We start from the raw sequence: 26,491 nt of genomic DNA, 5'->3' as shown, positions 1-26,491 counted from the left end.
CTCCGGGTGCGTCCGTTGAAAATGACCTGGTGGACGCGCGGTCCGCTGGCGGGGGAGTGATGACGTCGAGCCCGCGGCCAGCCAGACGGTCGGTGATGGCGGTGGCCATCCGGATGGCGGTAGCAGCCCTCGTCAACGGCTGTGCCAGCCAGGAGTTCGGCGACACTCGACAGACGCGCCGCCCCGGGGTCTCCCCGAAGGACTTCCAGAGCCGACCACTTACGGTTCCGCTGCCGCACGGCGCATCTTCAACAGGTCACCGTCCGTTGACGGCCCGCTTCCGAGGGACGGGGCTGCTGCGGGCGCGCTCGCAGCCAATAGGGTGCCTGCGTGACTGCGCCTCTGAGTTCCGACAGATCCCGTGCCGCGCTGCGGATATCCGCGCGGGTGTCCGGTGAGTTTCTGCTGGTGTTGGCCGGGCTGACCGTGGCCCTGTGGCTGCTGGGCCGGATGTGGTCGGTGGTGTGGCCGCTCGTGGTCGGGCTGCTGCTGACCACACTGACCTGGCCCGTGGCCCGGTTCCTGCGTCGGCGGGGCTGGCCGCCCGCGCTGGCCGCCTCGGTCGTGACCGTGCTGTTCCTGCTGGTCGCAGCCGGTGTGGTCGCGCTGATCGCCGTACCGGTGGCGTCCCAGTCCGGGGAGTTGACCGACGGTGTCGTGGAGGGCATCCAGCGGCTGCGCGAGTGGGCCGCCGGGCCGCCGCTGAACATCGGGGACGCGCAGATCAACCAGGCCTTCGACAGTGCGGTCTCGCGCGCCCAGGAGGGCGTCGGCAGCATGGTGGGTGCTGTCGTCACCGGAGTGAGCACCGTGGTCAACGGTGTTGTCACCGCCGTCCTCGCGCTGTTCCTGATGTTCTTCTTCCTCAAGGACGGTCCGCGGTTCCTGCCGTGGCTGTCCCGTCAGCTGCCCGGCCGGCTCGCCACCGACGTCCCGGTCGTGTTCGCGCGTGGCTGGGCCACCCTGGGGTCCTTCGTGCGGTCGCAGGCGGCCGTCGGCCTGCTCGACGCCGTGCTGATCGGCCTGGGCCTGTGGATCCTGGGCGTTCCGCTGGTGCTTCCGCTGGCCGTGCTGACCTTCGTCTCCGCGTTCGTGCCGATCATCGGCGCCCTGTTCGCCGGGTTCGTCGCGGTGCTCATCGCCCTGGTCTCCAACGGGCTGACGGACGCGCTGATCGTGCTGGCGATCATCGTCGTGGTGCAGCAGCTGGAGGGCAACGTCTTCCAGCCCATGATCCAGAGCCGCGGCCTCGGCCTGCACGCGGCCGTCGTGCTGCTGGCGGTGACCCTGGGTGGCAGCCTGGCCGGCATCGTCGGCAGCCTGCTCGCCGTGCCGATCGCCGCGCTGATCGCCGTGGTCTGGAACTACGTACGGGAGCAGCTCGTCGACCCGGCGGAGGAAGCGGGCACCGGCGAGCCGGACCCCGGAGCCGCCGCCCCGTCCTGACGAACCGGTAGCCGGGGAGCGCGAAGCCGGGAGCCGGCAGTCGGAGCCGGGACCGGCATTCGGAACCGGCAGTCGGAACCGGGACCGGCATCGGAACCGGGAGCCGGAGCCGAAAGCCGGTTCCGGTGACCGGACCCGAAAGCCGGACCCGAAAGCCGGACCCGGTGGCCGGAAGCCGATAGCCGGACAGGGGGATACCCGGACGCGCGAACGGCCCCGTCCAGGTCGCGGGGCCGCTCCACGCTTGCGAGTCTGCAGGCGAGAGGAGTGCCGCCCATGGTTTCTGCCACCGCGTCACCCGTACGTCTGGAAGCGTCTGTCGATCCCCGGCTGTCCCGATGGCTGTGGCTGGTGAAGTGGCTGCTCGCCATCCCGCACTACATCGTGCTGTTCTTCCTGTGGATCGCGTTCGTCGTCGTGACCGTGATCGCGTTCTTCGCCGTCCTGTTCACCGCGCGCTACCCCCGCCCCCTCTTCGACTTCAGCGTCGGTGTGCTGCGCTGGAACTGGCGGGTCACCTACTACGCGCACACCGCGCTCGGCACCGACCGGTATCCGCCGTTCACCCTCGCCGACGTGCCCGACTATCCGGCGCGCTTCGACGTCGCCTACCCCGAGCGGCTGTCGCGCGGACTGGTGCTGGTGAAGTGGTGGCTGCTGGCGATCCCCCAGTACATCGCCGTCGCGATCATCGCCGGTGGCGGCTGGGGCTGGGGCGACGGAGAGGGCTGGCGGGGCGGCGGGCTGATGCCGTATCTCTCCCTGGTGGCCGTGGTCATCCTGCTGTTCACCGCCCGCTACCCGCGGCACCTCTTCGACTTCCTGATCGGCCTCGCCCGCTGGACGGCGCGAGTGACGGCCTACGCCGCGCTGCTGACGGACCAGTACCCGCCGTTCCGGCTCGACATGGGCGGGCAGGAATCCCCACCGGCGTCGTCACCGGCGTCACCGCCCGCGTCACCACCGGACTCCCCGCTGACCAAGACCTGACCCCCGCAAAGGGCGCAATCCACAGCGGAAGCGTCTCCTCCCGCCCTACGCTCCCTCGCATGGTTCTCAGACGAGCGTTACAGCTGATCATGGTCATCGCTCTGGCCCTCGCGGGGGCGGTCCAGGGCGGAGTGGGCACGGCGCGGGCGGAGGAGGACGGGACGGCGACCGGGCGGCAACTGCTGTTCTACAACCACGCCTACGGTGTGCTCGACCGGGAGACCGCGGACGCCATCGAGCACTCCTCCTATCTGCGGGACTTCGCCGCCTTCCAGGTCCGCACCACGACCGGCGCGGACGGGCAGACCTGGACCGGCCGCTATCTGATGGGGCGCGAGACCTACCTGGAGTTGTTCGGGGTGGGTGATCTGCCCGGCAAGGACGGCACCCTCGGCGCCACCGGCATGGGCGTGTCCACCGAGCGCGCCGGTGACCTGCCGACGGTGATCGAGCGGCTGCGGAAGGCCGGGATCACCGACCCGGTCGAGTTCCGGCAGACCCGCGACTTCGGCGACGGCGTCCCCGTGCCCTGGTTCGACGCCGTGTTCACCACCGGCGAGTACGACCTCTTCGGCGCCTGGGGGATGGAGTACCGGCCGGAGTACTTCGCCGACCCGCGCGGCAACACCGAGCCCGCCTCCCACCCCGGTGACGTGGGCCGGGAGCGCTACCTGCCCGACACCTACCGCGACCGTCTGATGCGGGACGTGACCGGTATCCGGCTCGCGGTGACCGCACGGGACCTCGCCAACACGGTGCCGCTGCTGAAGGCAGGCGGTTTCGCCGTCCGGTCCCTTCCCGGCGGAGGCGTCGTCGCGAACCGCGGCGGCACCACGCTCCGTTTCGACTCCGTGCCCTTGGAGCAGGTGGGGCTCAAGCAGGTCGAGATGTCACTGAACCAGCCGGTGGCGTACCGGCACGTGGAGCGGATCGGCCACTCGGCCCTGGTGGTCGGCCCGGGGCCGCGCGCGGTGTGGACCTTCGCGGAGCAGGACGCGCCCGGCACGGCGGGCCGAGGGTCCTAGACCAGCCGCTCTCGCAGGAACTCCTCCCACGTCCGCTTCCCCGTCCGCGCCCCGTCCAGCGTCAGGTTCGCCCCCTCCCGGTATGCCCGCCGCGCCTTGCCGGGGATGCGCACCGGCAGCATGGGGCGGCGCCTGCCGCGCAGGTGGAGGTAGGGGCGGGCCAGGGCGGCGAGGTCGTGGACGTCCGGCCCGGTCAGGTCCGGGACCAGGCCGGACGGGGCGCCGAGGGTCAGTTCCGCGAGGCGGGCGGCGACCTCGCGCGAGTCGACCGGCTGGAGCCGGAGGCCGCCGGGGACCGGGAACACCGGCAGCTTCGCCATCTTCTCGACCATGGTGAACGCGAGGTCGTGGAACTGGGCCGCGCGCAAGGTCGTCCACGGGATGCCCGAGCCGGCGACGGCCCGCTCCGACTCCAGTTTCGTCCGCATCCAGGCCAGCGGGACCCGGTCGGCGCCGATGACCGAGATGTAGAGCAGGTGGCGTACGCCGGCCCGGGACGCGGCGCGTACCAGGGTGCGGGTCGCCTCGTCGTCGCCCTTGGGGCCTCCGGCCAGGTGCAGCACGGTCTCCACTCCGTCCACGGCGGCCTCGACGCCCACGCCCTTGAGCAGGTCGCCGGTGACGTACGCGATGCCGTCCGTGGCGGGGCGGGCGTGCCGGGTGAGGATCCGCACGTCGTGGCCGGAGGCGCGCAGCAGCGGGACGACGTGGCCGCCCAGGGTGCCCGTGCCGCCGGTGACCAGGATCGGTGATGTCATGGCTGCTCCCCAGTTTTCGCGGTGTGATCGCCTTTCGCCGGTATGACGTGCGGCGGCTCGACGATGTGACACGCGAGGGTGTGGGTGGCTCAGCCGCCGCTGCCGTAGGGCCTTGTGATGATCTCCAGACGGTGGCCGTCGGGGTCGTCGAAGTAGGTCCCACGGCCGCCGTCGTTGTGGTTGATCTCGCCGGGACGGCTGTGGAACGGGTCCGCCCAGTACGTCAGGCCGGCTTCCTTGATACGGCCGAAGATCTCGTCGAACTCGTCCTCGGAGACGAGGAAGGCGTAGTGCTGCGGCGTGATGGCGCCGGGGCTGTCCATGAAGTCGAGTGTCACGCCGTTGGGGATCTCGACCGGGAGGAACGGGCCGTAGGGCGGACTCACGTCGAGCCCCAGGAGGTCGGCGAGGAACCGGGCCGAGGCGCGCTTGTCGTGGGCGGCGACGATGGTGTGGTTCAGCTGCACGGTCATGGTGGGCCTCCCCTGACGTACCTGGCGGACCCCCCTGGTGCCCTCCCCTACGGCTGTCCCGCGCACTCCCCCACGGGTACCCCGCGCTCGCCCCACGTGTACCCCGAGCGCGCCCCAGGTCTACCCCGCGTGCGCCCCACGTGTACCCCGAGCGCGCCCCAGGTCTACCCCGCGTGCGCTCCATGTGTGCCCCGAGCGCGCCCCGTCGTGCATGACGAACGCCCTGAGGGCCCCGGCACGCGGCGCGTCCGGGGCCCTCAAGGGGTGCTTTCCAGCGGGTCGTGTGTCAGATCGTCGCCGTGTCGATCACGAACCGGTAGCGCACGTCGCTGGCCTGGACCCGGTCGTACGCCTCGTTGATCTGGTCACCGCTGATCAGCTCGATCTCGGCGCCGAGGCCGTGCTCGGCGCAGAAGTCCAGCATCTCCTGGGTCTCCGCGATGCCGCCGATCATGGAACCGGCGAGGGTCTTGCCGCCGCCGATCACCGAGAAGAGGTTGAGGGAGACGGGCTCCTCGGGGGCGCCGACGTTCGCCAGCGTGCCCTCGGTCTTCAGCAGTGACAGGTAGGCGTTGAAGTCCAGCGGGGCGGACACCGTGGACACGATCAGGTCGAAGGTGCCGGCCAGTTCCTCGAAGGTCTTCGGGTCGCTGGTGGCGTGGTAGTGGGCCGCGCCCAGGCGCAGGCCGTCCTCCTGCTTGCGCAGGGACTGCGACAGCACGGTCACCTCGGCGCCGAGGGCGTTGGCGATCTTGACGCCCATGTGGCCGAGGCCGCCCAGGCCGACGATCGCGACCTTCTTGCCGGGGCCGGCGCCGAAGCGGCGGAGCGGGGAGTAGAGGGTGATGCCGGCGCACAGCAGCGGCGCGGCGATGTCGAGCGACAGCCCGTCGGGGATGCGGAGGACGAAGTTCTCGTCGACGACGACCTTCTGCGCGTAGCCGCCGTAGGTGGGCTCGCCGTCCTTGCCGATGCCGTTGTAGGTGGGGACGTTGCCCTTGACGCAGTACTGCTCGCGTCCGGCCTCGCAGTTCTCGCACTCGCGGCAGGAGTCGACCATGCAGCCGACGCCCACGCGGTCGCCGACGGCGAACTTCGTGACGCCCGGGCCGACCTCGGTGACGACACCGGCTATCTCGTGGCCCGGGACCATCGGGAAGATCGCCTCGCCCCAGCCCTCCTGGGCCTGGTGGATGTCCGAGTGGCAGATGCCGGCGAACTTGATGTCGATCAGGACGTCGAACTCGCGGACCGCGCGGCGCTCGATGGTGGTGCGCTCCAGCGGAGCCTTGGGAGCGGGAGCGGCGTACGCAGCAACAGTGGTCATGCCGGGGTTCTCCTAGCGGGGGTTGTGTGCCCGGCTGCCTTCTGGATCTTCTGACCGGGCACGATCACCAGCGTGCCCGATCCGCGAGCGCTCACCCAGACCACGGTTTTGCGTACGCACACGGTGCGTACCACTGGCGGGGTCAGGCTCGTGTGGGTACGACCGTGAATACTGGACGGCATGGACGAACAGCCCGAACCCGCACAGACGGCCGGTGGCGGCCTGGACCGGCGCGCCGACCTCAGTGAGTTCCTGCGCACCCGGCGGGCCCGGCTGAAGCCCGAGGACGTGGGGCTGCCCGACTTCGGGCGGCGCCGGGTCCCCGGGCTGCGCCGTGAGGAGCTGGCGCAGCTGGCCGGGGTGTCCGTGGCGTACTACACGCGGCTGGAGCAGGGCAACGGCCGCAACGTCTCCGCGGAGGTGCTGGACGCGATCGCGCGCGCCCTGCGGCTGAGCGATGCCGAGCATGCGCACCTGATGCATCTGGCGAAGCCGAAGCAGAACAAGAAGAAGCCGGTGGCGCGCAGCCAGCAGGTGCGGCCGGCGCTGCGGCATCTGCTGGACTCGATCGAGGGCGTGCCGGCGTACATCGTCGGGCGCCGCTCGGAGATCCTGGCCTGGAACCGGATGGCCGCGGCCGTCTTCGGCGACTGGGCGGAGCTGCCGGCGCCGGAGCGGAACTGGGCGCGGATGGTGTTCCTCAGGCCCGAGTACCGCGAGCTGTTCGTGGAGTGGGACCAGAAGGCGTCCGACATCGTCGGCTACCTGCGCATGGACGCGGGCTGCCACCCGGACGACCCGCGCTTGTCGGCCCTGGTGGGCGAGCTGTCCGTGAAGAGCGAGGACTTCCGCCGCCTGTGGGCCGCCCACAACGTCAAGGAGAAGAGTTACGGCGTCAAGCGCATGCGCCATCCCCTGGCCGGCGACCTGACCTTGTCCTTCGAGACGTTCCGCCTGGTCGACGACGTCGAGCAGTCCCTGATCACGTACCACGCGGAGCCGGGCACCCCGTCGGCGGAGGCCCTGCGCCTGCTGGCGAGCTGGGGGGCGGACGCGACCCGCTCAGGTACCAGGGCATCGGCACCGTCGGAGTAGCAAGGGCCTCGCCTCAGTCGACGACGCCGGGGCCCTCCGCGCTCCCAGGACGCCCACGACGGCGGTGATCATGGCGGCCACTGCGGCGGTCATACGTCGTCGGCCTGGGCGGCGTCGTCGAGGGTGACCTGCCCGAGGACGCGGTTGCTCAGGACCATACGGCGGACCCGCCGGGAGCAGAGCCCCGGCGGGTCGTCAACGCGCTTGCGCTACCGCTTGCTTGCCGCAGTACGCGTCTACTTGCCGTAGTACGCGTTGTAGATCGAGATCGTCGACTTGTTGCCCTTCTTGTCGGCGATCTTGGCGTGGAAGGAGATGGCCTTCCCCTTCGCCGGGTTCTTGACGCTCACCTTGCCGTCCTTGACGGTGAGCTTCTTCCAGGTCTTGCCGTAGTCGTACGACGCGTACACCGACAGCGACTTCAGGTTGCTGCCCTTGGCCGCGCCCTCGACGGTGACCGGGATCTTGACGGTCTTGCCGGCCGGGGCCTTGCTGTCCAGACCCGTGGCCGCGTGGAAACGGGCCGTGGAGGCGGGCAGCTTGGTGATGTCGCTGGTCTTCTTCGAGCGGAACGTCCAGCTGGCGTCGACCCGGGTGGAGGCCGCCGCGACCTTGACGCTGCGCTTGACCGACGTCGTCAGCTTGTACGCGGCGTCACCGGCCGGGACCTTGAACTGCTTGTCGCCGAACAGCGGGTCGTCGTGGCTGCCGACCTTGGTGCCGTTGCGGTACAGGGTCGTGTCGACCGCGGAGAACGTCGAGTAGCCCACATTGCCCTTGCCGTCGGCGAACAGCGGCAGGGAACCGTAGAGCGCGTTGCCCTCGCGGAAGACACCGAAGTCACCGCTCAGGCGCGGTCCGAAGACTGCCGTGTTGACGGTCTTCGAGTAGCTCTTGCCGGCGGCGAACTTGTGCATGCCCATGTCGTAGGCGGCCTCGTCGACCGGGAACCCGTCCGCGTCCACACCGCCGGACTGGGCGAATTCGAGCTGCCACTTCACGCCGCCCTGGGCGGACAGACGCAGGGTGCGGGTGCCGGGCAGGGTCTGCGGGATGCCGATCGAGGAGGCGCTGTTGCTCCACGGCATCCAGCCCACCGCGTTGATCGAGCCCTTCTTGCCGCTCGCCGAGGCGCCGAGACCGGCCTTCACCGTGGCGAGCTCGCTCGCCTTGTAGTGCTTGGTGTAACCGGTGGCGAGCTTCTTGACCGGACCGCCGGCGACGGTGTTGTACTCCTCCTTGCCGCCCTTGGACCAGTGGCCGTCCCACTGCTGGGTCACCGAACCGTCGGTGATCTGCGAACCGACGTGGGCGGTGCGGATGTCGGCGAAGGAGTCCAGCCACCAGCCGAAGCCGTGGCTGCTGTCACCGGCCTCCACGGTGTAGTCGGCCGAGGCGAACTCCGACTTGACGCCCGTGGCCGGGACGGTGATGTCCACCGGCTTGGCCTTGCGGGCGTCCAGCGTGACCGTCGTCTTCTTGGTGAGGTTCAGCTTGGGCTGGGCCAGCCAGTCGACGCCCTCGAACTTCTCCGGGTCGTCGCTGGCGTAGATGTTCGCGTTGAGGATGTAGGTGCCCTTGGGGAGGCGGGCGGTGACCGTGCCGTCCTCGTCGTACGGCATGGCCCCCTTGTCCTTGCCCAGGCCGGCGATGCCGGTCAGGTCGGTGCTGTAGTTCTTCGCCGCCTTGCCGTCGCGGTCGAGGAACTTCAGCGTCACGTCGTACGACTCGACCTCACGCTGCACCGCAGCCGCCGTGCGGACGGTCTGGCCGCCGCCCGTGGCCGTCACGTACGCCGAGTACGCGCCGTCGACCGTGCCGCCGAGCTTGGTGTTGACGGTGAACGGCACGGAGGCCTTGCCGCCGGCCGGGACCGTCACCGAGGTGGTGCCGAGCTTGAAGAAGCCGGACGGGACGGCCTGGCCCTTGGGGTTGGTGGCCGTCGACGCCAGCTTCAGCGTGACGTCCTTCGTACCGAGGTTGCGGTACGTCAGCTCCTTGGTGACCGGCTTGTCGTCGGTGTGCGGCCACTGCTGCACCCCGAAGCTCACCGAGGCCGACTCGACGATCACGGACTGCTTGATGGCCTTGTCGACCTGGATCCGGCCCGAACCCTGCTGGAACGGGGTGTACTTGCCGCCCTTGGTGGAGCCGGCGAGGGTGCCCTTCAGCTCGGCGTACTTCCACTCCGGGTGCTGCTGCTTGAGGATCGCCGCCGCGCCCGCGACATGCGGGGTCGCCATCGACGTACCGGAGATCGTCATGTAGCCGGCCGGCTTCTCGCCGACCTCCTGGGCTATCTGGTTGCCCGGGGCGGAGGCCGCGGTGATGTCCACGCCGGGCGCGGTCACGTCCGGCTTGAGGGCACCGTCCGTGCCGGGGCCGCGGCTGGAGAAGTCGGCCAGTTTGTCCTTGTCGTCGACCGCGCCGACGGTCAGGGCCGCGGCGGCGCTGCCCGGGGATCCGACGGTCTGCTCGCCGAAGTCGCCCTCGTTGCCGGCCGCGATGGCGAACAGGACGCCCTTCTCCTCGGAGAGCCTGTTCACCGCCGCTTCCATCGGGTCGATGGCGGGCGTGTCGAGGCCGCCCAGGCTCATGTTGATGACGTCGGCGCCCTCGGCGACGGCCCACTCCATGCCGGCGACGATCTCGGAGTCGCTGCCGAAACCGGCGTCGTCGAGGACCTTGCCGTTGAGGATCTTCGCGCCGGGCGCGACACCCTTGTACTTGCCGCCGGACTTCTTGCCGGTGCCGGCCGCGATGGAGGCGACGTGCGTGCCGTGGCCGAGCTTGTCGGTGGCGTCGGGTGAGGTGGTGAAGTTCTTGGCGCCCACCACCTGACCCTTGAGGTCGTCGTGGGTGGCGTCGACACCGGTGTCCAGGACGGCGATCTTGGTGCCCTTGCCGTCGTAGCCGGCCGCCCACGCCTTGGGGGTGCCGATCTGGGGGACGGACTTGTCGAGGCTGGCCTTGCGGACGCCGTCGAGCCAGACGTGCGCGATGCCGGAAGCGGTCTTCTCACCGTTGGTGACCGCGTCCCAGAGTTCGGGTGTGTCCGCCTGCGGCGTCTGCACCGCGTCCGCGTTCACGGACTTCAGCGTGTGGCGCAGGGTGCCGGCCTCGCGCACGTCGGCCTTGGTGGCCGCGGCGCCGCCCCGGTAGCCGACGATGACCTTCAGGCCCTTCTTCTGGGCCTTCCGGGTCGTGGACTTGTTGAGCTCGGTGACGTCGAAGAGCCGCTGGTCGAGCTTGCCGGTGGCGACCAGGCGGGCCGCGTCGGCCGGGATGACGAGGGTGTGGCCGTCGACCTTGCGGATCTGGACGGGTACGTCCTCACGGCCCTTGGCGTGCTCCAGGCCGATGACACGGCCCTTGGCGTCCAGGACGACGCGGTCGCCGGTGATCAGTGTGATGCGGTGCTTGGCGGTAAGGGACGCCGGCTTGGCGGCCGCTGCCGCCCGCTCGCCGTTGGCCGACGCCGGGCTGGTCATACCCGCCGCCAGGGCCACGGCCGCCGCTGTGGCGACCGTGGCCGCGCACGCCCTTTTCACTTGTCTGCGCAAGTTTCCCCCTTGCAGAAGAACCGGGCGAATTCCCCGTTCACCCGGCCGGGGGTGGTCTCGTACACATGCCCGTACGCCCCCCGGAATAGGCAGTATGCCGAGGGGTGATCAGGTGCTCAATAGATGAGAAGAAGGTAAGAAATCCGTCGGCCGACTGTTACACGGCCGTCGGAACTCCGTTACGGGGCGCCGTGGTTACGCACGCGCGTTCTCCTCGACATAAGAGACGAAAGGCCGCCGCCCACCCCTCTCCGGGGGTGGGTGGCGGCCTTTCGTCAGCGAAGCCGGCGAACCGTCAGACCGCCGAACCGGCCTTCCAGTCGGCCCAGCTCATGTTCCAGCCGTTGAGGCCGTTGTCCGGCGCGATGGTCTTGTCGCCGGTGTTCTCGACGACCACCACGTCACCGAGTACCGAGTTCTTGAAGAACCACGCGCCCGGGGTGTTCGGGTTGTTGGCGCCCTTGGCGTCCTGCAGGCCGACGCAGCCGTGGCTGGTGTTCACGCTGCCGAAGATGGACTTCGCGCCCCAGTAGTTGCCGTGGATGAAGGTGCCGGAGCTGGAGAGGCGGATGGCGTGCGGTACGTCCTTGATGTCGTACTCGCCCTTGCCGTCGTCGTCCGTGAAGCCCACGGTCGCGCCGTTCATGCGCGTCTCCTTGAACTTCTCGGACATCACCATGATGCCCTCGTAGGTCTTGTTCTCGGGCGAGCCGGCGGAGATCGGGATCGTGCGGACGACCTTGCCGTCCTGCGTGATCTTCATCTGCTTGGTCTTCGCGTCGACGTACGAGACCTGGTTGCGGCCGATCTTGAAGGTGACCGTCTTCTGCTGGACGCCGAAGACGCCCTTGGCTCCCTCGACGCCGTCGAGCGCGAGCTTCAGCGTGACGGTGGAGCCTTCCTTCCAGTAGTCCTCGGGCCGGCAGTCCATGCGGTTGGCGTTGAACCAGTGGCAGGCGACTTCCTGGCCGCCGGTCGTGCTGACCTTGATGCCCTTCTGGACCGCGGCCTTGTTGGTGATCGCCTTGTCGAAGTTGATCGAGACCGGCATGCCGACGCCCACGGTGGTGCCGTCGTCCGGGGTGAAGTTGCCGATGAAGCTGTTGGCCGGGGAGACCGTGGTGAACGAGGCGTTCTCGTGGGCGACGCGTCCGTCGGAGTCCTTCGCCTCGGCCGACAGCTTGTACGTCGTGGACCGCTCCAGCTGGGCGGTCGGCTTCCAGCTGCTCTTGTCGGCGGATATCTCGCCGCTGACCTCCGCACCCTCCGACGTCGTCATCTTCACATCGGTGAGCGTGCCCTTGCTCACGGTCACCGCTGCGGAGTTGTTGATGGAGGCGTTGTCGGAGCCGTCCTCGGGCGTGATCTTGATCTGGGCCTCGGAGGTCTTCTTCGCCGCGGCCTCGTCGACCTTCGACTGAGAGCTGTCGCCGCCGTCGCCCCCGGAGGCGTTGTCGTCGCCTCCGGAACACGCCGAGAGCATCAGCACTCCGCCGAGCAGTGCGGACGCGACCGTCAGGCCCTTGCGCCGCTTACCGACCGTCATCACACGCTTCTCCATCGTTGCCGATTTCCCCAAAACCCCGAGTGTCCCCGTCAGAACTGAGTGCCCCCGCCGCCACTCGTGAGTCCTCGTCCGGAACTTTCAACGCTACGGCCGGTTCGTCCGGTTCCCCATGTCACGAAGGTGTGGGGATCACCACGTCCGTGACGGACGGTGCCGGCGATACGAGTGCGGTCCGTGCGCCGCTTGAGACGAGAAGACCCCGGGCGGCGGTTGCCTCCCGGGGCCACGAATTTCCCGGACGCTCAGCCGTCGCTGTCGTCGCCATCATCCTCGTCGAGGTCCCACTCAGGCGAATCGGGGTCGTAGTCGACCCGCTCGCTGCTCCAGGAGGCCTGCTGGAGCTCCACCCCCGGCACCTGGCTGACCAGGTCGAACGGGTCGACGAGATAGGCGAGGGCCTCCGCGGTGTCTTCCGTCACAGCGCTCTCGGCGTGGGCCCGTTCCGACGCCGGCATCTCCGCCTCGTCGGCGATCCGGCGCAGCGCGGACTTGGTGACCGCGTCGGCGTCGTCGACTTCGAGAACGAGTTCCACTCGAATCCGTACAAAACGTGATGTCTCTGGAGTGCTCATGGCGCGAGCGTACGTCCAGGTCCTCCCGTGACTTTCCCGTGACCCGCGACTTTCACTAACATCGCCCCACACGGCCAATTCGCCAGCGCCACAAGGGGATCGATATTCCGTGTCATCCGCTCGCCGACCGTTGCTGACCGCCACCGCCGCGGCGTCCCTGCTGGGCGCCCTGTGGTTCGTTCCGTCCGCGAACGCGACATCGGACTCCCCGGTGAGAGACGCGGTCTCGGCGAGCCCGTCGCCGCAGGTCACGGAGCAGGCGCGGATCGCCGCCACGACCGCGGACGCCTCCGTCGGCGGAGCCCGCCTAGCCGACACCGGCAGCTTCGACAGCACGCCGTACGTGATCGGCGGGACCTTCTGCCTCACGCTGGGCGCAGGGTTCGTCGTGTACTCGGTGCGCCGGGAACGCCTCGGGTTCTGACGGCGTCTCACCCCGGGGCCCCGCCGCTCGGCAGGGCCCCTCCGCCCCTACTGGAGCGGCCCGGTGACCTTCTCGACCGCGGCCAGCAGCCGTCCGTCACGCACGAACGCGTCCGCCGCGGCGAGGTCGGGTGCGAGGAACCGGTCCGGTCCGGGTCCCTGGACTCCCGCCTCCCGTACGGCGTCGATGACCGCCCGCGACGCGGGCCCCGGAGTCAGTCCCTCGCGCAGCTCGACGGCGCGCGTGGCGGCATAGAGCTCGATGGCGATCACGCGGGTGAGATTGTCGACGGCCGTGCGCAGTTTGCGCGCCGCCGACCAGCCCATCGAGACGTGGTCCTCCTGCATGGCGGAGGACGGGATCGAGTCGGCCGACGCCGGTACGGCGAGCCGCTTGAGCTCGCTCACCAGCGCGGCCTGCGTGTACTGAGCGATCATCAGGCCCGAGTCCACGCCGGGGTCGTCGGCGAGGAACGGCGGCAGGCCGTGGCTGCGGTTCTTGTCGAGCAGCCGGTCGGTGCGCCGCTCGGCGATGGACCCGAGGTCGGCGGCGGCGATGGCGAGGAAGTCCAGGACGTAGGCGACGGGCGCACCGTGGAAGTTGCCGTTGGACTCCACACGCCCGTCGGGCAGCACCACCGGGTTGTCCACCGCGGAGGCCAGCTCGCGGTCGGCGACCAGCCGGGCGTGCGCCATGGTGTCCCGCCCGGCACCGGCGACCTGCGGGGCGCAGCGCACCGAGTAGGCGTCCTGGACGCGCGGCGCGTCGTCCTGGTGGTGCCCGGTCAGCCCCGAACCCTTCAGCACGGCGAGCATGTTGGCGGCGCTGGCGGCCTGCCCCGGGTGCGGCCGGATGGCGTGCAGTTCGGGCGCGAGGACCTTGTCGGTGCCGAGCAGGCCCTCCAGCGACAGGGCGGCGGTGACGTCGGCGGACCGGTAGAGCGTCTCCAGGTCGGCCAGGGCCATCACCAGCATGCCGAGCATGCCGTCGGTGCCGTTGAGGAGGGCGAGGCCTTCCTTCTCCCGCAGTTCGACCGGCTGGATGCCGTGCGCGGCGAGGAGTTCGGCGGCCGGGCGTACGACACCGTCGGGGCCCTCGGCGTCGCCCTCGCCCATGAGCGCGAGGGCGCAGTGGGACAGCGGCGCGAGGTCGCCGGAGCAGCCGAGGGAGCCGTACTCGTGCACGACCGGGGTGATTCCGGCGTTGAGGAGGTCGGCCATGGTCTGCGCGACCTCGGGGCGTACACCGGTGTGTCCGGAGCAGACGGTCTTCAGCCGCAGGAACATCAGGGCGCGCACGACTTCCCGCTCGACGGCCGGTCCCATGCCGGCGGCGTGCGAGCGGACGATGTTGCGCTGGAGCTGTGCGCGCAGCTCCGGGCTGATGTGCCGGGTCGCCAGGGCGCCGAAGCCGGTGCTCACGCCGTACACGGGGTCCGGCTTGGCCGCCAGCGCGTCCACGATCTCGCGGGCCGCGGCGAGAGCGGCCACGGCCTCCTCGGAGAGCTCGACGCGGGCGCCGCCGCGCGCCACGGCGAGCACGTGGGACGCGGTCACCCCGGACGTCCCCACCACCACAGTGTGCATATCCATATTCAGGAGCGTACGCAGTGAATTCGATGATGTCACCACTGGGGGCGGCGTTCACCCCTTACCGAATACGTCACACCGCCCGGCCGGGTCAGGGCGCGTGCCGACCACCCCGGCCGGGTCAGGGCGCGTGCCGGCCCCGGAACCGCCGGCGCTCACCGCCGGACTCCTGGGACGGCTCGTCCGCGAGCCGCACGACGGGATCGTCCGGCCCGGCCCGCCCTGCCACGACCGGCCGGCTCGCCCGCTCGGCCTTGGCCCGGTACTGGGCGGCGTCGGCGAGCCGGAAGAGCCGCCGGGCCGAGCGCACGGGCCCGATCGGGTCCTCCGTGGAGGCGACCCCGCAGGCCACCCCGTCCCCGAGTTCCAACTCGGCGGCCCTGCGGCACAGTTCCCCGGCGGCCTTGACGACCTGGTCCGCGGGCGGCCCGACCGCGAGCAGACAGAACTCGTCCCCGCCCAGCCGTGCGGCCAGCGCCCCCGGCAGCATGGCCCCGCACAGCGACAGCACCGAGCCGAACCGCTCCAGGAGCCGGTCGCCGGCGGCGTGCCCATGGGTGTCGTTGACCCGCTTGAGCCCGTTCAGATCGCAGACGACGAGACTGACGACGGCCCCGTCCCTGCGGTGCCGCTCGATCGCCCGCTCCAGGCGTACGTCCACGGCACGGCGGTTGGCGAGTCCGGTGAGGGAGTCGGTGAAGGCCAGCCGCCGGGCCTCCTCCAGCCGCTCGGTCTGGGCGATGCCGGCGGCCACGACGGAGGCGAGGACCGTGGCGAAGTCGGCGTCGCCCCGCCCGAAGACGGCTTCACCGGCCGGGCGGGCCACATACAGTTCGCCCCAGGCCCGGCCGTGCAGCACGATGGGCGCGACCACGCAGCAGCCGCGGCCCCGGCGGCGCAGGGCGGCGACCCGCTGATGGCAGTACCCGGACCGCCGTCCGGCGGCCGGCCCCTCGGCGGTCTCCACCCAGGCGTCGGGCTCCCCGCCGCCGGCCCACTGCTCGTGCAGGAACTCGGTGATCTCCGCGAACTGGTGCACCGGGTAGGCCTCGTCCTCCGGGAACTCCTCCTCGCCCTCGGCCAGCTCGCCGACGTTCACGAGGACCCGCAGCCGCCCGAGCTCCCGCTCCCACACCGACAGCGCGGCGAAACTCCCGCCCAGTGCCCGGCACGCCCCGGCGGCCGCGGCACGCCACGCCTCCCGCGACCCGTGCGCGGCCGCCATCCCCTGAGCCAACGCGACGACGGCCGCCAGCCGTCTGTCCTCACCCATCACTCCAGGCTAGGGAGTTTCCAGCCAGACTGACCTGTTTACGACGCGAACGGGGACGACCGTTATCACCCGGCGGTGCTCCGGCCCCTTGCTCTCCCGGCACTTGCGGCTTGCGCCGCCCGTTTCACTCTCCCGGCCATTGCGGCTTGCGCCGCTCGTTGAACGCCGCGACGCCCTCCGCCCGGTCCCCCGAGAACGCCGTGGCCCGCCACGCCGCGTCCTCGACCTCCAGCCCAGCCCGCAGATCCAGCCCCTGCCCGAGCCGCAACGCCCGCTTGGCCGCCCGCAACCCCACCGGCGAGTTCCCGGCGATCCGGGCCGCCAGCGCAAGCGCCGCCTCCCGGTCCCGCCCCTCCTCCACCAGGTGATCGACCAGCCCCCACTCTCCCGCCTCCGCGGCCTCCACCCGCCGCGCGGAGAAGATCAGCTCGGCCGCCCGGGCCGCTCCGACCCGCCGCGGCAGCAACTGCGTCCCCCCGCCCCCGGGGATCACCCCGACCGACACCTCCGGCAGCCCCACCACCGCCGTCCGGTCCGCGACGATCACGTCACACGCCAGCGCCAGCTCGAACCCGCCTCCGAGTGCGAACCCGTGCACCGCCGCCACCGTCGGCACCGGCAACTCCAGCACCCCGGTGTACGCCCCCCGCGTCACCGGCCGCTGCCGCAGCAGATCCGCGTCGCTGAACGAGTTCCGCTCCTTCAGATCGGCCCCGACGCAGAACGCCCGCTCGTGCGTCGAGGTCAGGACGACGGCCCGTACCTCGCGGTCCTCACCGAGCGCCGTACACGCCCCGGCGATGGAGCGCGCCATCTCCGTCGACACCGCGTTCATGGCCTTGGGCCGGTCGAGGACGAGCTCCGCGACGTGCCCCTGCTCATGCCGCCGCACCAGCACGAACTCCCCGAACCGTTCCTCACTCATGACACCCTCCGGTTAACGCGGGTTAACAAGGTCGACGCATCGATCATCGCAGCCGCACCCCACCCGCGAAAGGGCGGACACCTCCGGCCCTCACCATCCCCGGCAACCCGTTCGAGTGACGTCGCCGCAACTCCGGCCCAAACGCCCATGGGAGCGCATAGCGTGCGTCCCCCACGGCGCACAGGGGGCGCAGGTGCATCGGGGAGGGACCGTGATGACGACGAACACGCCGACGAAGCCGCACCAGGCCACCGGGGCCGGCACGGCACCCCGCCGACGGGAGCCGCCCGCGCCCCGGGAGCCGGCCGCGGCCGGAAGCAGCCCCCGGTCCACGACACGGACCACCGGCGGTTCGTGGGGCGAGCCGGCTGCGGCCGAAACCTCCCGCACCCGGGGCCGTCACCGCAAGCCCCGCCCCCGCAAGGTCCTGCTCGCCGCCGGCGGCCTGGCCCTCGCCGCGGGCGCCCTGAGCCTCCTGCGCCTGACCTCCGGCCCGGGCCCCGACGCCCGCGCCGTCGAGGCCGGGCCCCGCCCGGACCCGGTCACCACCGCCACGGACGACGCCGCCGGCACCGCCACGGACGACGGTCCCGGCACCGCCGCGACCTTCCCGGCGGCCCCCGACGCAAGCCCCTCGTCGCCCACGGCCCTGGGCGGTCTCACCCCGTCGCCGGCCACGAAGGGCGCGCGGCCGTCCCCGTCCGCCACGACCGGCACCCCGGCGGCCTCCGCCCCGGCGCCCACGGCCATCCCCGACACACCGAACGCGCCGAAGGCCCCCGCCCAGACGCCCCCGGGCGGCGACGCCACGCACCCGGCACCGGCCCCGCCCGCACCGCCGATCCGGACAACAACGACCCCGCCGCCCAAGCCCGAGGAACCGAGGAAGCAGCACGACCCGGGCCTGTGCGTGCCGGTCATCGGCCTGTGCGTGGACTCGCCGATCGACCGCCGCTGACGCCTCTCCGACAGCCGTCATGGCACCCCGTCTCCCCGACGCCCGGCTACGGCGCACTGTCCCGCCGAGGACCGATCAGGGCACGCCGCCCCACCGACGACCGGCAGCGGCACGTCTCTCGCCGACGCCCCGGCTACGACGTGCCGCCCCACCGACAACCGGGTGCACGCCCCTCGCCAACCCCCCGGCCACGGCGTCCCGCTCCCACCGACGCCGACGACCGGCAGCAGCACACCCCTCGCCGCTGCTCACCCCTCGCCGACACTCCCGGCTACGGCGGGCCGTCCCGGCGCGTGAGCAGCCACGGCTCCACGACGCCCAGGCCACGCACCGGCCGCTGCCACATCGGCTGCAGCCCGAACCGGTACGCCGGGGGCTCCTCGCCCTCCTTCTCCGCCGTCGCCGCCTCCTCGGCGGCCTCCGCTTCCGAGGCCGGGGCGTCCTGTGTACGGATCAGCTCCTCGGCGAAGGCCGTGTCGACGAGGACGGCGTCCTTCGGAGCTATCGAGGTGAGCCGGGAGGCCAGATTCACGGTCGTACCGAACACGTCACCCATACGGGTGGTCACCGTGCCGAACGCCATACCGACGCGCAGCTCCGGCATCGTCTCGTCGTGCGCCATGGTCTCGATCAGCCGCAGAGCGATCTCGGCGGCCGTGCCCGCGTCGTCGGCGGCGTAGAGCACCTCGTCGCCGAGGGTCTTGATCAGCCGCCCGCCGTTCGCGGCCACCAGGTCCGCGGCCGTGGTCTCGAAGGCCTCGACCAGCTCGCCGAGCTCCTCCTCCTCCATGCGGCGGGTGAGCCGCGTGAACCCGACCAGGTCGGCGAAGCCGACAGCGAGGCGCCGGTCGACCATCTCCTCGTCGTCGGCCGCCTGCACGACCCGTCCGGCCGAGGCCGCGAGCTGCCGGCGCCAGACGTAGACCAGGAACTCCTCCAGCTCGGGCAGGAGCAGCTCGACGATCGGGTACGTGACCTCGGTGCGCGTCATGCCCGGCTCGGGCGGCTCGGTCAGCCCCTCAAGGAAGGAGTCGATCTGCCACTCGGCGAGCCGTGCGGTGGTCTGCCCGGTCGACCGGGCCACCTGTACGGCCATCGCCTCGCTCAGCAGCCCCGCCTCGACGAGACCGGCGAGGCGCCGCAGGGCGAGCACATCGGCCTCCGTGAGGGCCTTGGCCTGGCCGATGTCGGCGAAGCCCATGGCCCGCCAGAAGCGGGAGGCCAGTTCCATGGAGACACCGGCGCTGCGGGCCGCCTGGAACGGGGTGTAGCGGCGCTCGGCGCCCAGGATGAGCCCTTCGAGGCGCAGGGCGAGCGGATCCTCGCCGGAGTCGGCGCCCTGCGCGTCCTCGCCGGAACCCGAGTCGTCGACGGTCACGCGTGTTGCCCTTCCGATCTGTCACGGTCATGTATCGACCGGCCTCAACTCTACGGCAGGTGTGCGCCAGCTCACTCCGTTACGTTCAGCCGAGGGGTTGGAACTGCTCACCAAGGAGTGCACACAACGCCGAGTTAGCTCGATCGTGTGTTCGTCCACTTGCGGGCTTGCGGTGCCCTGAGCTGATCGGGCTGACGTGATCGTGCGACCTGGGACACCGGGTACGGCGCCAGCGTGCGGGGCCCCTGCTCCACCAGAGGATGGTTCAGGGCCTCCCCGTCGCCTCCGGCCGTACCCAACCGGCCAGGTCGCAAGGGAACTGGCCTCCCGGGCCGGACCACGCACAGGATGCGTGTCGCCACCCGGGGTCGAGTACGCCGGGGACCGGCTCGCCCAAAACCGTCCGGGGCGCGCGGCTGAACGAACTCACTCCGCTCAGTCCACAGGAACGGTGAGGTCCCCGGCGTTGTCCAGGGGCCCGGTGTCTCTGCCGCTGCTCCCAAGGGGCTCCGCCCCTGGGCCCGCGATCGGCCTGAACGGCCTCGTCCTCGATCGCCGGACGGGCTGAGAACACCTGGCCGACGCCCAGCGCCGGGCCGCTGTCCCGCTCAGCTGCGGGCAGTGGTGCCTCCCCCAGTGCCTCATGGGCCTGGGAGGTGCACCCCCCAGGGCGGCACCCGGCCCAAGGAGAGCGGGGCCCCGTCCCGCCGGGTTGCGGTCCCGTCCCACCTCGGCTCACGCCGGCCTCAGGTGCACGATGTCCCCGGCCCCGACCGGCTCCTGCACCCCCTCCTCCGTCGCGAGCACCAATCGCCCGTCGCCATCCACCGCAACGGCCTCTCCGACAACCGCCCGGTCCCCCGGCAGCTCCGCCCGCACGACCCGCCCCAGCGTCGCGCACCCCGCCGCATATGCCTCGTGCAACCCGCAGGGGCCCGGGTCGCCTCCGGCGGCGCGCCACTTGCCGTACCAGTCCTCCAGCGAGCGCAGCACCCCCCTCAGCAGCGGATCCCGGTCCGTGCTCACCGCCCCGGCCAGCGCCAGCGAACCCGCCGTCGGTACGGGCAGCTCGTCGTCCTTGAGGGAGACATTGATACCGACGCCGATGACGACCCCGAGGTCGCCCGCCCGCTCGGCCAGGATCCCGCCGGCCTTGCGTTCCGCTCCCCCCACCGTGACCAGCAGGTCGTTCGGCCACTTCAGGGCGGTGTCCACGCCCGCCGCGCGTGACAGCCCCGTCGCCACCGCGACCCCCGTGAGCAGCGGCAGCCACCCCCATCGCGCGACCGGCACCTCGCCCGGCGTGAGCAGCACGGAGAAGAAGAGGCCGGAGCGGGGCGGCGCCGTCCACTGGCGGTCGAGGCGGCCGCGGCCCGCGGTCTGCTCCTCGGCGACCAGCACCGCGCCCTCGGTGACCTCGCCCTTCGCCGCCCGGGCCACCAGATCGGAGTTCGTGGAGCCGGTGCGCTGCACCACGTCCACCTCCGACCACAGTCCCCCCTGCCGTACCAGACCCCGCCGCAGAGCGGTGATGTTGAGGGGCGGACGGTCCAGGTCGGACCAACGGCTTCCGTTCGGCTCTGATGCATCTCTCGGCGTCATGCAAGCCACCCTAGGTGTGGTAAACGCCGCACTGCCGATGTGGAGGCCCCCCACTACTCTACGGATGAGTAACCGTCCCCCCTTTTGAGCAGGCAGGGAGCAGCATCCCGATGTCCGAGCCGGAAGAGCAGCAGCAGCCCGACATTCACACGACCGCGGGCAAGCTCGCGGATCTGCAGCGACGCATCGAGGAAGCGACGCACGCCGGCTCCGCTCGTGCCGTGGAGAAGCAGCACGCGAAGGGCAAGTTGACGGCCCGTGAGCGGATCGGGCTCCTGCTCGACGAGGGTTCCTTCGTCGAGCTGGACGAGTTCGCCCGGCACCGTTCCACCAACTTCGGGCTGGAGAAGAACCGCCCCTACGGCGATGGTGTCGTCACCGGGTACGGCACCGTCGACGGCCGTCCGGTGGCGGTGTTCTCGCAGGACTTCACCGTCTTCGGCGGGGCCCTGGGCGAGGTCTACGGGCAGAAGATCGTCAAGGTGATGGACTTCGCCCTGAAGACGGGCTGCCCGGTCATCGGGATCAACGACTCCGGCGGGGCCCGCATCCAGGAGGGCGTGGCCTCGCTGGGCGCCTACGGTGAGATCTTCCGCCGCAACACCCACGCCTCCGGCGTCATCCCGCAGATCAGCCTGGTCGTCGGGCCCTGCGCGGGCGGCGCGGTCTACTCCCCGGCCATCACCGACTTCACGGTCATGGTCGACCAGACCTCGCACATGTTCATCACCGGCCCCGACGTCATCAAGACCGTCACCGGCGAGGACGTCGGCATGGAGGAGCTGGGCGGTGCCCGCACCCACAACGCGACCTCCGGGGTCGCCCACCACATGGCGGGCGACGAGAAGGACGCCATCGAGTACATCAAGCAGCTGCTGTCCTACCTGCCGTCCAACAACCTCTCCGAGCCTCCGGTCTTCCCCGAGGAAGCCGACCTGGAGGTCGGCGACGAGGACCGCGAGCTGGACGTGATCGTCCCCGACAGCGCCAACCAGCCCTACGACATGCACGCGGTCATCGAGCACGTCCTGGACGACGCCGAGTTCTTCGAGACGCAGCCGCTGTACGCGCCGAACATCGTCACCGGCTTCGGCCGCGTCGAGGGCCACCCGGTCGGCATCATCGCCAACCAGCCCACGCAGCTCGCCGGGTGTCTGGACATCAAGGCCAGCGAGAAGGCCGCCCGCTTCGTGCGCACCTGCGACGCCTTCAACGTCCCCGTCATCACCTTCGTCGACGTGCCGGGCTTCCTGCCCGGTGTCGGCCAGGAGCACGACGGCATCATCCGCCGCGGCGCCAAGCTGATCTTCGCCTACGCCGAGGCGACCGTCCCGCTGATCACGATCATCACGCGCAAGGCCTTCGGCGGCGCCTACGACGTGATGGGCTCCAAGCACCTGGGCGCCGACCTCAACCTCGCCTGGCCAACCGCCCAGATCGCCGTCATGGGCGCCCAGGGCGCGGTCAACATCCTGCACCGCCGCACCATCGCCGAGGCCGAGACGGGCGGGGAGGACCTGGAGGCGGTCCGCGCCCGGCTGATCCAGGAGTACGAGGACGCCCTCCTCAACCCCTACGTCGCGGCCGAACGCGGCTACATCGACGCCGTGATCATGCCCTCCGAGACCCGCCGCCACGTCGTACGCGGCCTGCGTCAACTGCGTACCAAGCGCGAATCCCTGCCCCCGAAGAAGCACGGCAACATCCCCCTCTAGTCCTGCGATCCAGGAGGCCCACATGACGATCAAGGTCGTACGGGGCAACCCGACCCCGGAGGAGCTGGCCGCCGCCCTCGCGGTGGTCAGGGCCCGCGCCGCGGCGGCGGCAGCCGCCCCGCCCGGCGCGCCGACGTCCCGCGATTCCTGGTCCGACCCGTCCCGCATCGCGTCCCACCGCCTGCCCCAGCCGGGGCCGGCCGCGTGGGGCCGCACCTACTGGCCGGGCTGACCCACGAGGGTGGGGCCGGCAAGTTGAGTACGCGTACTCAGGCGCCGGCCCACCCCCCGTCCGACCATGGAAGGCATGCTGTGGTCCGACCCCGAGAACGAGCCGCCCGAGGAACTGCGTGACATGCAGGTCATGCTGCGGCGGCTGAGTGTTCTCCTGGCCCTGGCCATGGTGCTGGCGATGATCGTGATCGGCGTGAGGTGAGACGCGCCGGGTGACGCCGATACGCTGAACGCATGACAGATCAGCCGCGCCGCCGACTCGTCCTGGCCTCCCAGTCCCCCGCCCGGCTCGGACTGCTCCGCCAAGCCGGTCTCGCCCCCGAGGTGATCGTGAGCGGCGTCGACGAGGACGCCGTCACCGCCCCCACCCCCGCCGAGCTGGCGCTCGCCCTGGCCGAGGCGAAGGCGTCCGTCGTGGCGGCCCGGCCGGAGGTCAAGGGCGCGCTCGTGATCGGCTGCGACTCGGTGCTCGACCTGGACGGCCAGGCCCTCGGCAAGCCCGCGGACGCCGAAGAGGCCACCGCCCGCTGGAAGTCGATGCGTGGCCGCGCCGGCACCCTCCAGACCGGCCACTGCGTCTACGACACGCTCACCGGCCGCTACGTCTCCGCCACCGCGTCCACGGTCGTCCACTTCGGCGACCCCACCGACGAGGAGATCGCCGCCTACGTCGCGTCGGGCGAACCCCTCTACGTCGCCGGGGCGTTCACCCTGGACGGCCGCTCGGCCCCGTTCATCGACGGCATCGACGGCGACCACGGCAACGTCATCGGCATCAGCCTGCCCCTGCTGAGGCGACTGCTGGCCGAACTGGGCGTTGTCATCACGGAGTTGTGGGCGCCGGCGGAGAGGTGACCGGGGACCCGTCGCCGCTCCTCCCGCCTCCGGGCACGGCGTCGGCGGGCTGGGCCGGACGGTCGTACGTCATCAGCAGCAGCACGATCAGGGCGAGGACCAGCACCATGAACAGGAACGCGGTCCAGCCGACGAGACCCCAGGTGAGCGCGCCCAGAACCGCGTGCACGACCGCCGCGCTGATCAGCAGTACGCGTCCGAAGCCGGCCGGGGGCCGGTCCCGCAGCGCCACGAGCAGGGCGACCAGGCCGCACAGCGCGAAGTAGAGGCCGAAGGCGATCCCGCCGGCCTTCGACGACACCGACATCATGTGCGGGTCCAGCCCGGCCAGAGACATGTCCTGCCGGTCGACGACGACGCCCAGGAACCAGTTGAGCGCGGCGACTCCGAACGCCTCGGCGAACAGCACCACCGCAACGACCCACGCCACCGGCCTGCGTATCACCGGACCCACCCTCTTCCCCTTCGAGACACCGCGAACGCTACTAACCGGTAAACCCCGGGACAAGGGTTCGGCCGCGGGCAAAGAATCATTGGGCCATTCGTAGGGACTCCACAAAGAAACCGAGTGGCCCGCAGCACGTGATGACAGAGACCTTGGCCACAGGAGCGGGCTAGGGTTTCCCGGAGGAGTACTGCGTACCGCGGTGCGACAAGGGATTTCGCGGGTCGAGCGAGCCTCGCATCACGCTCCGTGTGGGCAAGCTCACCACTGGGGACGGGTCGAAGTGTCGTGTCGGCAGTCCCTAAACTCGGCTTGTTTCAAGGAGGGAGCCTCAATCGTGCGCAAGGTGCTCATCGCCAACCGTGGCGAAATCGCTGTCCGCGTGGCCCGGGCCTGCCGGGATGCCGGTATCGCGAGCGTGGCCGTCTACGCCGACCCGGATCGGGACGCTCTGCATGTCCGCGCCGCGGATGAGGCGTTCGCCCTGGGCGGTGACACGCCGGGCACCAGCTACCTCGACATCGAGAAGGTGCTCAACGCCGCCCGCGAGTCGGGCGCGGACGCGATCCACCCCGGCTACGGCTTCCTCTCCGAGAACGCCGAGTTCGCGCAGGCGGTCCTGGACGCGGGCCTGATCTGGATCGGCCCGCCGCCGCAGGCCATCCGCGACCTGGGTGACAAGGTCGCCGCCCGGCACATCGCGCAGCGCGCCGGTGCCCCGCTGGTGGCCGGCACGCCCGACCCGGTCTCCGGTGCCGACGAGGTCGTCGCGTTCGCCGAGGAGCACGGCCTGCCGATCGCGATCAAGGCCGCCTTCGGTGGCGGCGGCCGTGGCCTGAAGGTCGCCCGCACCCTGGAAGAGGTGCCGGAGCTGTACGACTCGGCGGTCCGTGAGGCCGTCGCCGCGTTCGGCCGGGGCGAGTGCTTCGTCGAGCGGTACCTGGACAAGCCGCGCCATGTGGAGACCCAGTGCCTGGCCGACACCCACGGCAACGTGGTCGTCGTCTCCACCCGTGACTGCTCGCTGCAGCGCCGCCACCAGAAGCTGGTGGAGGAGGCCCCGGCGCCCTTCCTGTCCGAGGCGCAGGTGCAGGAGCTGTACTCGGCCTCCAAGGCGATCCTGAAGGAGGCCGGCTACGTCGGCGCCGGCACGGTCGAGTTCCTCGTCGGCATGGACGGCACGATCTCCTTCCTGGAGGTCAACACCCGTCTCCAGGTCGAGCACCCGGTCACCGAGGAGGTCGCCGGCATCGACCTCGTGCGCGAGATGTTCCGCATCGCCGACGGCGAGGAGCTCGGCTACGGCGACCCGGAGCTGCGCGGCCACTCCTTCGAGTTCCGCATCAACGGCGAGGACCCGGGCCGCAACTTCCTGCCCGCCCCGGGCACGGTCACGACGTTCGCCGCGCCGTCCGGCCCGGGTGTGCGTCTGGACGCGGGCGTGGAGTCCGGCTCGGTCATCGGCCCGGCGTGGGACTCCCTGCTGGCCAAGCTGATCGTCACCGGCCGCACCCGCAAGGAGGCCCTGCAGCGGGCCGCCCGCGCGCTGGCGGAGTTCCAGGTCGAGGGCATGGCGACGGCGATCCCGTTCCACCGCGCGGTGGTGAAGGACCCGGCCTTCGCGCCGGAGCTGACCGGCTCGTCCGACCCGTTCACCGTCCACACCCGCTGGATCGAGACGGAGTTCGTCAACGAGATCAAGCCCTTCGCCGCGCCGGCCGATGCGGACGCCGACGAGGAGCCGGGCCGCGAGACGGTCGTCGTCGAGGTCGGCGGCAAGCGCCTTGAGGTCTCCCTGCCGGTGTCGCTGGGCATGTCCCTGGCCCGTACGGGTCTCGCGGCGGGCGCCAAGCCGAAGCGCCGCGCGGCGAAGAAGTCGGGCCCGATGGCCTCCGGCGACACCCTCGCCTCCCCCATGCAGGGCACCATCGTCAAGGTCGCCGTCGAGGAGGGCCAGGAGGTCAAGGAGGGCGACCTGGTCGTCGTCCTTGAGGCCATGAAGATGGAGCAGCCGCTGAACGCCCACCGGTCGGGCACGATCAAGGGCCTGTCGGCCGAGATCGGCGCGTCGGTGACGTCGGGCGCGGCGATCTGCGAGATCAAGGACTGAACCGCACGACGAACGAACTCCTACGGCGCGGCCCCGAGTCGGGACCGCGCCGGGCGAGGTGAGCGAGTGCCCCCGGCGTGGGGCCCGGGGGGGGGCCCCCCCGGGGGGGCGCCCCCCGGGGCGGGGGGGCGGGGGGGCGCCCGGGGGGGGGGGGGGCCCCGGGCGGG

Annotated in this window: 23 protein-coding genes; 11 read left to right on the top strand and 12 right to left on the bottom strand. The window is 71.1% G+C overall.

Translation table 11 applies throughout. The features are described 5' to 3' along the window. Window positions 1-330 precede the first annotated feature (330 nt). From ACFY9S_RS10650 to ACFY9S_RS10640, 3 genes are all read left to right on the top strand, one after another. A complete protein-coding gene (locus ACFY9S_RS10650) occupies window positions 331-1,446 on the top strand; it encodes an AI-2E family transporter (RefSeq protein WP_391125425.1) in 1,116 nt (371 codons plus the stop codon). 276 nt (window positions 1,447-1,722) lie between these two features. After that, window positions 1,723-2,436 (top strand): DUF4389 domain-containing protein, encoded by a 714-nt coding sequence (locus ACFY9S_RS10645; protein WP_391125422.1) that lies wholly within the window; start codon window positions 1,723-1,725, stop codon window positions 2,434-2,436. Window positions 2,437-2,519: 83 nt separating this feature from the next. Further along, window positions 2,520-3,461 (top strand): DUF5829 family protein, encoded by a 942-nt coding sequence (locus ACFY9S_RS10640; RefSeq protein WP_391125533.1) that lies wholly within the window; start codon window positions 2,520-2,522, stop codon window positions 3,459-3,461. Here the strand turns inward: ACFY9S_RS10640 and ACFY9S_RS10635 are convergent. From ACFY9S_RS10635 to ACFY9S_RS10625, 3 genes are all read right to left on the bottom strand, one after another. Further along, window positions 3,458-4,219 carry an NAD(P)H-binding protein gene (locus ACFY9S_RS10635; protein ID WP_391125419.1) on the bottom strand — a complete coding sequence of 254 codons (762 nt, stop codon included), beginning with the start codon at window positions 4,217-4,219 and terminating at the stop codon, window positions 3,458-3,460. The two genes, ACFY9S_RS10640 and ACFY9S_RS10635, sit on opposite strands and share 4 nt — an antisense overlap. 89 nt (window positions 4,220-4,308) lie before the next feature. Then, window positions 4,309-4,692 carry a VOC family protein gene (locus ACFY9S_RS10630; protein ID WP_391125416.1) on the bottom strand — a complete coding sequence of 128 codons (384 nt, stop codon included), beginning with the start codon at window positions 4,690-4,692 and terminating at the stop codon, window positions 4,309-4,311. 286 nt (window positions 4,693-4,978) lie between these two features. After that, entirely contained in the window at window positions 4,979-6,019 is a 1,041-nt protein-coding gene (locus tag ACFY9S_RS10625; protein ID WP_391125413.1) for an alcohol dehydrogenase catalytic domain-containing protein, read from the bottom strand. A 180-nt stretch (window positions 6,020-6,199) separates the two neighbouring features. On the opposite strand from ACFY9S_RS10625, the gene ACFY9S_RS10620 reads away from it, so the two are divergent. Next, on the top strand, window positions 6,200-7,114 hold the full coding sequence (locus ACFY9S_RS10620; RefSeq protein ID WP_391125410.1) for a helix-turn-helix domain-containing protein: 915 nt from the start codon (window positions 6,200-6,202) through the stop codon (window positions 7,112-7,114). Window positions 7,115-7,350: 236 nt separating this feature from the next. Here the strand turns inward: ACFY9S_RS10620 and ACFY9S_RS10615 are convergent, their stop codons facing one another. The 3 genes from ACFY9S_RS10615 to ACFY9S_RS10605 all read right to left on the bottom strand — a co-directional run bounded on the left by ACFY9S_RS10615 (window position 7,351) and on the right by ACFY9S_RS10605 (window position 12,816). Continuing rightward, entirely contained in the window at window positions 7,351-10,605 is a 3,255-nt protein-coding gene (locus tag ACFY9S_RS10615; protein ID WP_391125530.1) for a S8 family serine peptidase, read from the bottom strand. Between the two features lie 367 nt (window positions 10,606-10,972). Further along, a complete protein-coding gene (locus ACFY9S_RS10610) occupies window positions 10,973-12,238 on the bottom strand; it encodes an Ig-like domain-containing protein (protein WP_391125407.1) in 1,266 nt (421 codons plus the stop codon). 248 nt (window positions 12,239-12,486) lie between these two features. Continuing rightward, a complete protein-coding gene (locus tag ACFY9S_RS10605) occupies window positions 12,487-12,816 on the bottom strand; it encodes a hypothetical protein (protein WP_391125404.1) in 330 nt (109 codons plus the stop codon). 109 nt (window positions 12,817-12,925) lie between these two features. Between ACFY9S_RS10605 and ACFY9S_RS10600 the strand changes: the two genes are divergently transcribed. Next, window positions 12,926-13,240 (top strand): hypothetical protein, encoded by a 315-nt coding sequence (locus tag ACFY9S_RS10600; protein WP_180989382.1) that lies wholly within the window; start codon window positions 12,926-12,928, stop codon window positions 13,238-13,240. A 47-nt stretch (window positions 13,241-13,287) separates the two neighbouring features. Here the strand turns inward: ACFY9S_RS10600 and hutH are convergent, their stop codons facing one another. The 3 genes from hutH to ACFY9S_RS10585 form a co-directional block, all read right to left on the bottom strand. Beyond that, a complete protein-coding gene (hutH, locus tag ACFY9S_RS10595) occupies window positions 13,288-14,826 on the bottom strand; it encodes a histidine ammonia-lyase (RefSeq protein WP_391125527.1) in 1,539 nt (512 codons plus the stop codon). A gap of 124 nt (window positions 14,827-14,950) precedes the next feature. Continuing rightward, window positions 14,951-16,102, bottom strand: coding sequence for a diguanylate cyclase domain-containing protein (locus tag ACFY9S_RS10590; RefSeq protein WP_391125401.1), 1,152 nt, complete (start codon window positions 16,100-16,102; stop codon window positions 14,951-14,953). 124 nt (window positions 16,103-16,226) lie between these two features. Beyond that, window positions 16,227-17,027, bottom strand: a complete 801-nt coding sequence (locus ACFY9S_RS10585) for an enoyl-CoA hydratase-related protein (protein WP_391125398.1) — start codon at window positions 17,025-17,027, stop codon at window positions 16,227-16,229. A 214-nt stretch (window positions 17,028-17,241) separates the two neighbouring features. Here ACFY9S_RS10585 and ACFY9S_RS10580 point away from each other — a divergent pair, with 214 nt between their 5' ends. Next, window positions 17,242-17,985, top strand: coding sequence for a hypothetical protein (locus ACFY9S_RS10580; RefSeq protein ID WP_391125395.1), 744 nt, complete (start codon window positions 17,242-17,244; stop codon window positions 17,983-17,985). A gap of 271 nt (window positions 17,986-18,256) precedes the next feature. On the opposite strand, the gene ACFY9S_RS10575 is transcribed toward ACFY9S_RS10580, so the two are convergent. Beyond that, the gene (locus tag ACFY9S_RS10575; protein WP_391125392.1) at window positions 18,257-19,363 is read right to left on the bottom strand and encodes an adenylate/guanylate cyclase domain-containing protein; all 1,107 of its coding nucleotides are present in this window, start codon (window positions 19,361-19,363) and stop codon (window positions 18,257-18,259) included. A gap of 735 nt (window positions 19,364-20,098) precedes the next feature. After that, the gene (locus ACFY9S_RS10570; protein WP_391125389.1) at window positions 20,099-20,965 is read right to left on the bottom strand and encodes a biotin--[acetyl-CoA-carboxylase] ligase; all 867 of its coding nucleotides are present in this window, start codon (window positions 20,963-20,965) and stop codon (window positions 20,099-20,101) included. A 110-nt stretch (window positions 20,966-21,075) separates the two neighbouring features. Between ACFY9S_RS10570 and ACFY9S_RS10565 the strand changes: the two genes are divergently transcribed. From ACFY9S_RS10565 to ACFY9S_RS10550, 4 genes are all read left to right on the top strand, one after another. Further along, window positions 21,076-22,680, top strand: a complete 1,605-nt coding sequence (locus ACFY9S_RS10565; protein ID WP_391125386.1) for a carboxyl transferase domain-containing protein — start codon at window positions 21,076-21,078, stop codon at window positions 22,678-22,680. A gap of 22 nt (window positions 22,681-22,702) precedes the next feature. Beyond that, window positions 22,703-22,912: an acyl-CoA carboxylase epsilon subunit gene (locus tag ACFY9S_RS10560; RefSeq protein ID WP_102912725.1), complete on the top strand. Its 210-nt coding sequence runs from the start codon at window positions 22,703-22,705 to the stop codon at window positions 22,910-22,912. 75 nt (window positions 22,913-22,987) lie between these two features. Then, window positions 22,988-23,116, top strand: coding sequence for a morphogenic membrane protein MmpB (gene mmpB / locus ACFY9S_RS10555; RefSeq protein ID WP_281262782.1), 129 nt, complete (start codon window positions 22,988-22,990; stop codon window positions 23,114-23,116). A 32-nt stretch (window positions 23,117-23,148) separates the two neighbouring features. Continuing rightward, window positions 23,149-23,769: a Maf family nucleotide pyrophosphatase gene (locus ACFY9S_RS10550; RefSeq protein WP_391125382.1), complete on the top strand. Its 621-nt coding sequence runs from the start codon at window positions 23,149-23,151 to the stop codon at window positions 23,767-23,769. On the opposite strand, the gene ACFY9S_RS10545 is transcribed toward ACFY9S_RS10550, so the two are convergent. Continuing rightward, window positions 23,738-24,214, bottom strand: coding sequence for a hypothetical protein (locus ACFY9S_RS10545; RefSeq protein ID WP_391125379.1), 477 nt, complete (start codon window positions 24,212-24,214; stop codon window positions 23,738-23,740). The genes ACFY9S_RS10550 and ACFY9S_RS10545 overlap by 32 nt on opposite strands. A gap of 337 nt (window positions 24,215-24,551) precedes the next feature. Between ACFY9S_RS10545 and ACFY9S_RS10540 the strand changes: the two genes are divergently transcribed. Continuing rightward, complete coding sequence (locus ACFY9S_RS10540) at window positions 24,552-26,324, top strand: biotin carboxylase N-terminal domain-containing protein (RefSeq protein ID WP_391125376.1); 1,773 nt, start codon at window positions 24,552-24,554, stop codon at window positions 26,322-26,324. The last annotated feature ends 167 nt before the right edge of the window (window positions 26,325-26,491 follow it).

This window comes from Streptomyces sp. NPDC012474, from assembly GCF_042955185.1.
GTDB classification, from domain to species: domain Bacteria; phylum Actinomycetota; class Actinomycetes; order Streptomycetales; family Streptomycetaceae; genus Streptomyces; species Streptomyces cahuitamycinicus.
This window is presented reverse-complemented; position numbering and strand designations above follow the sequence as displayed.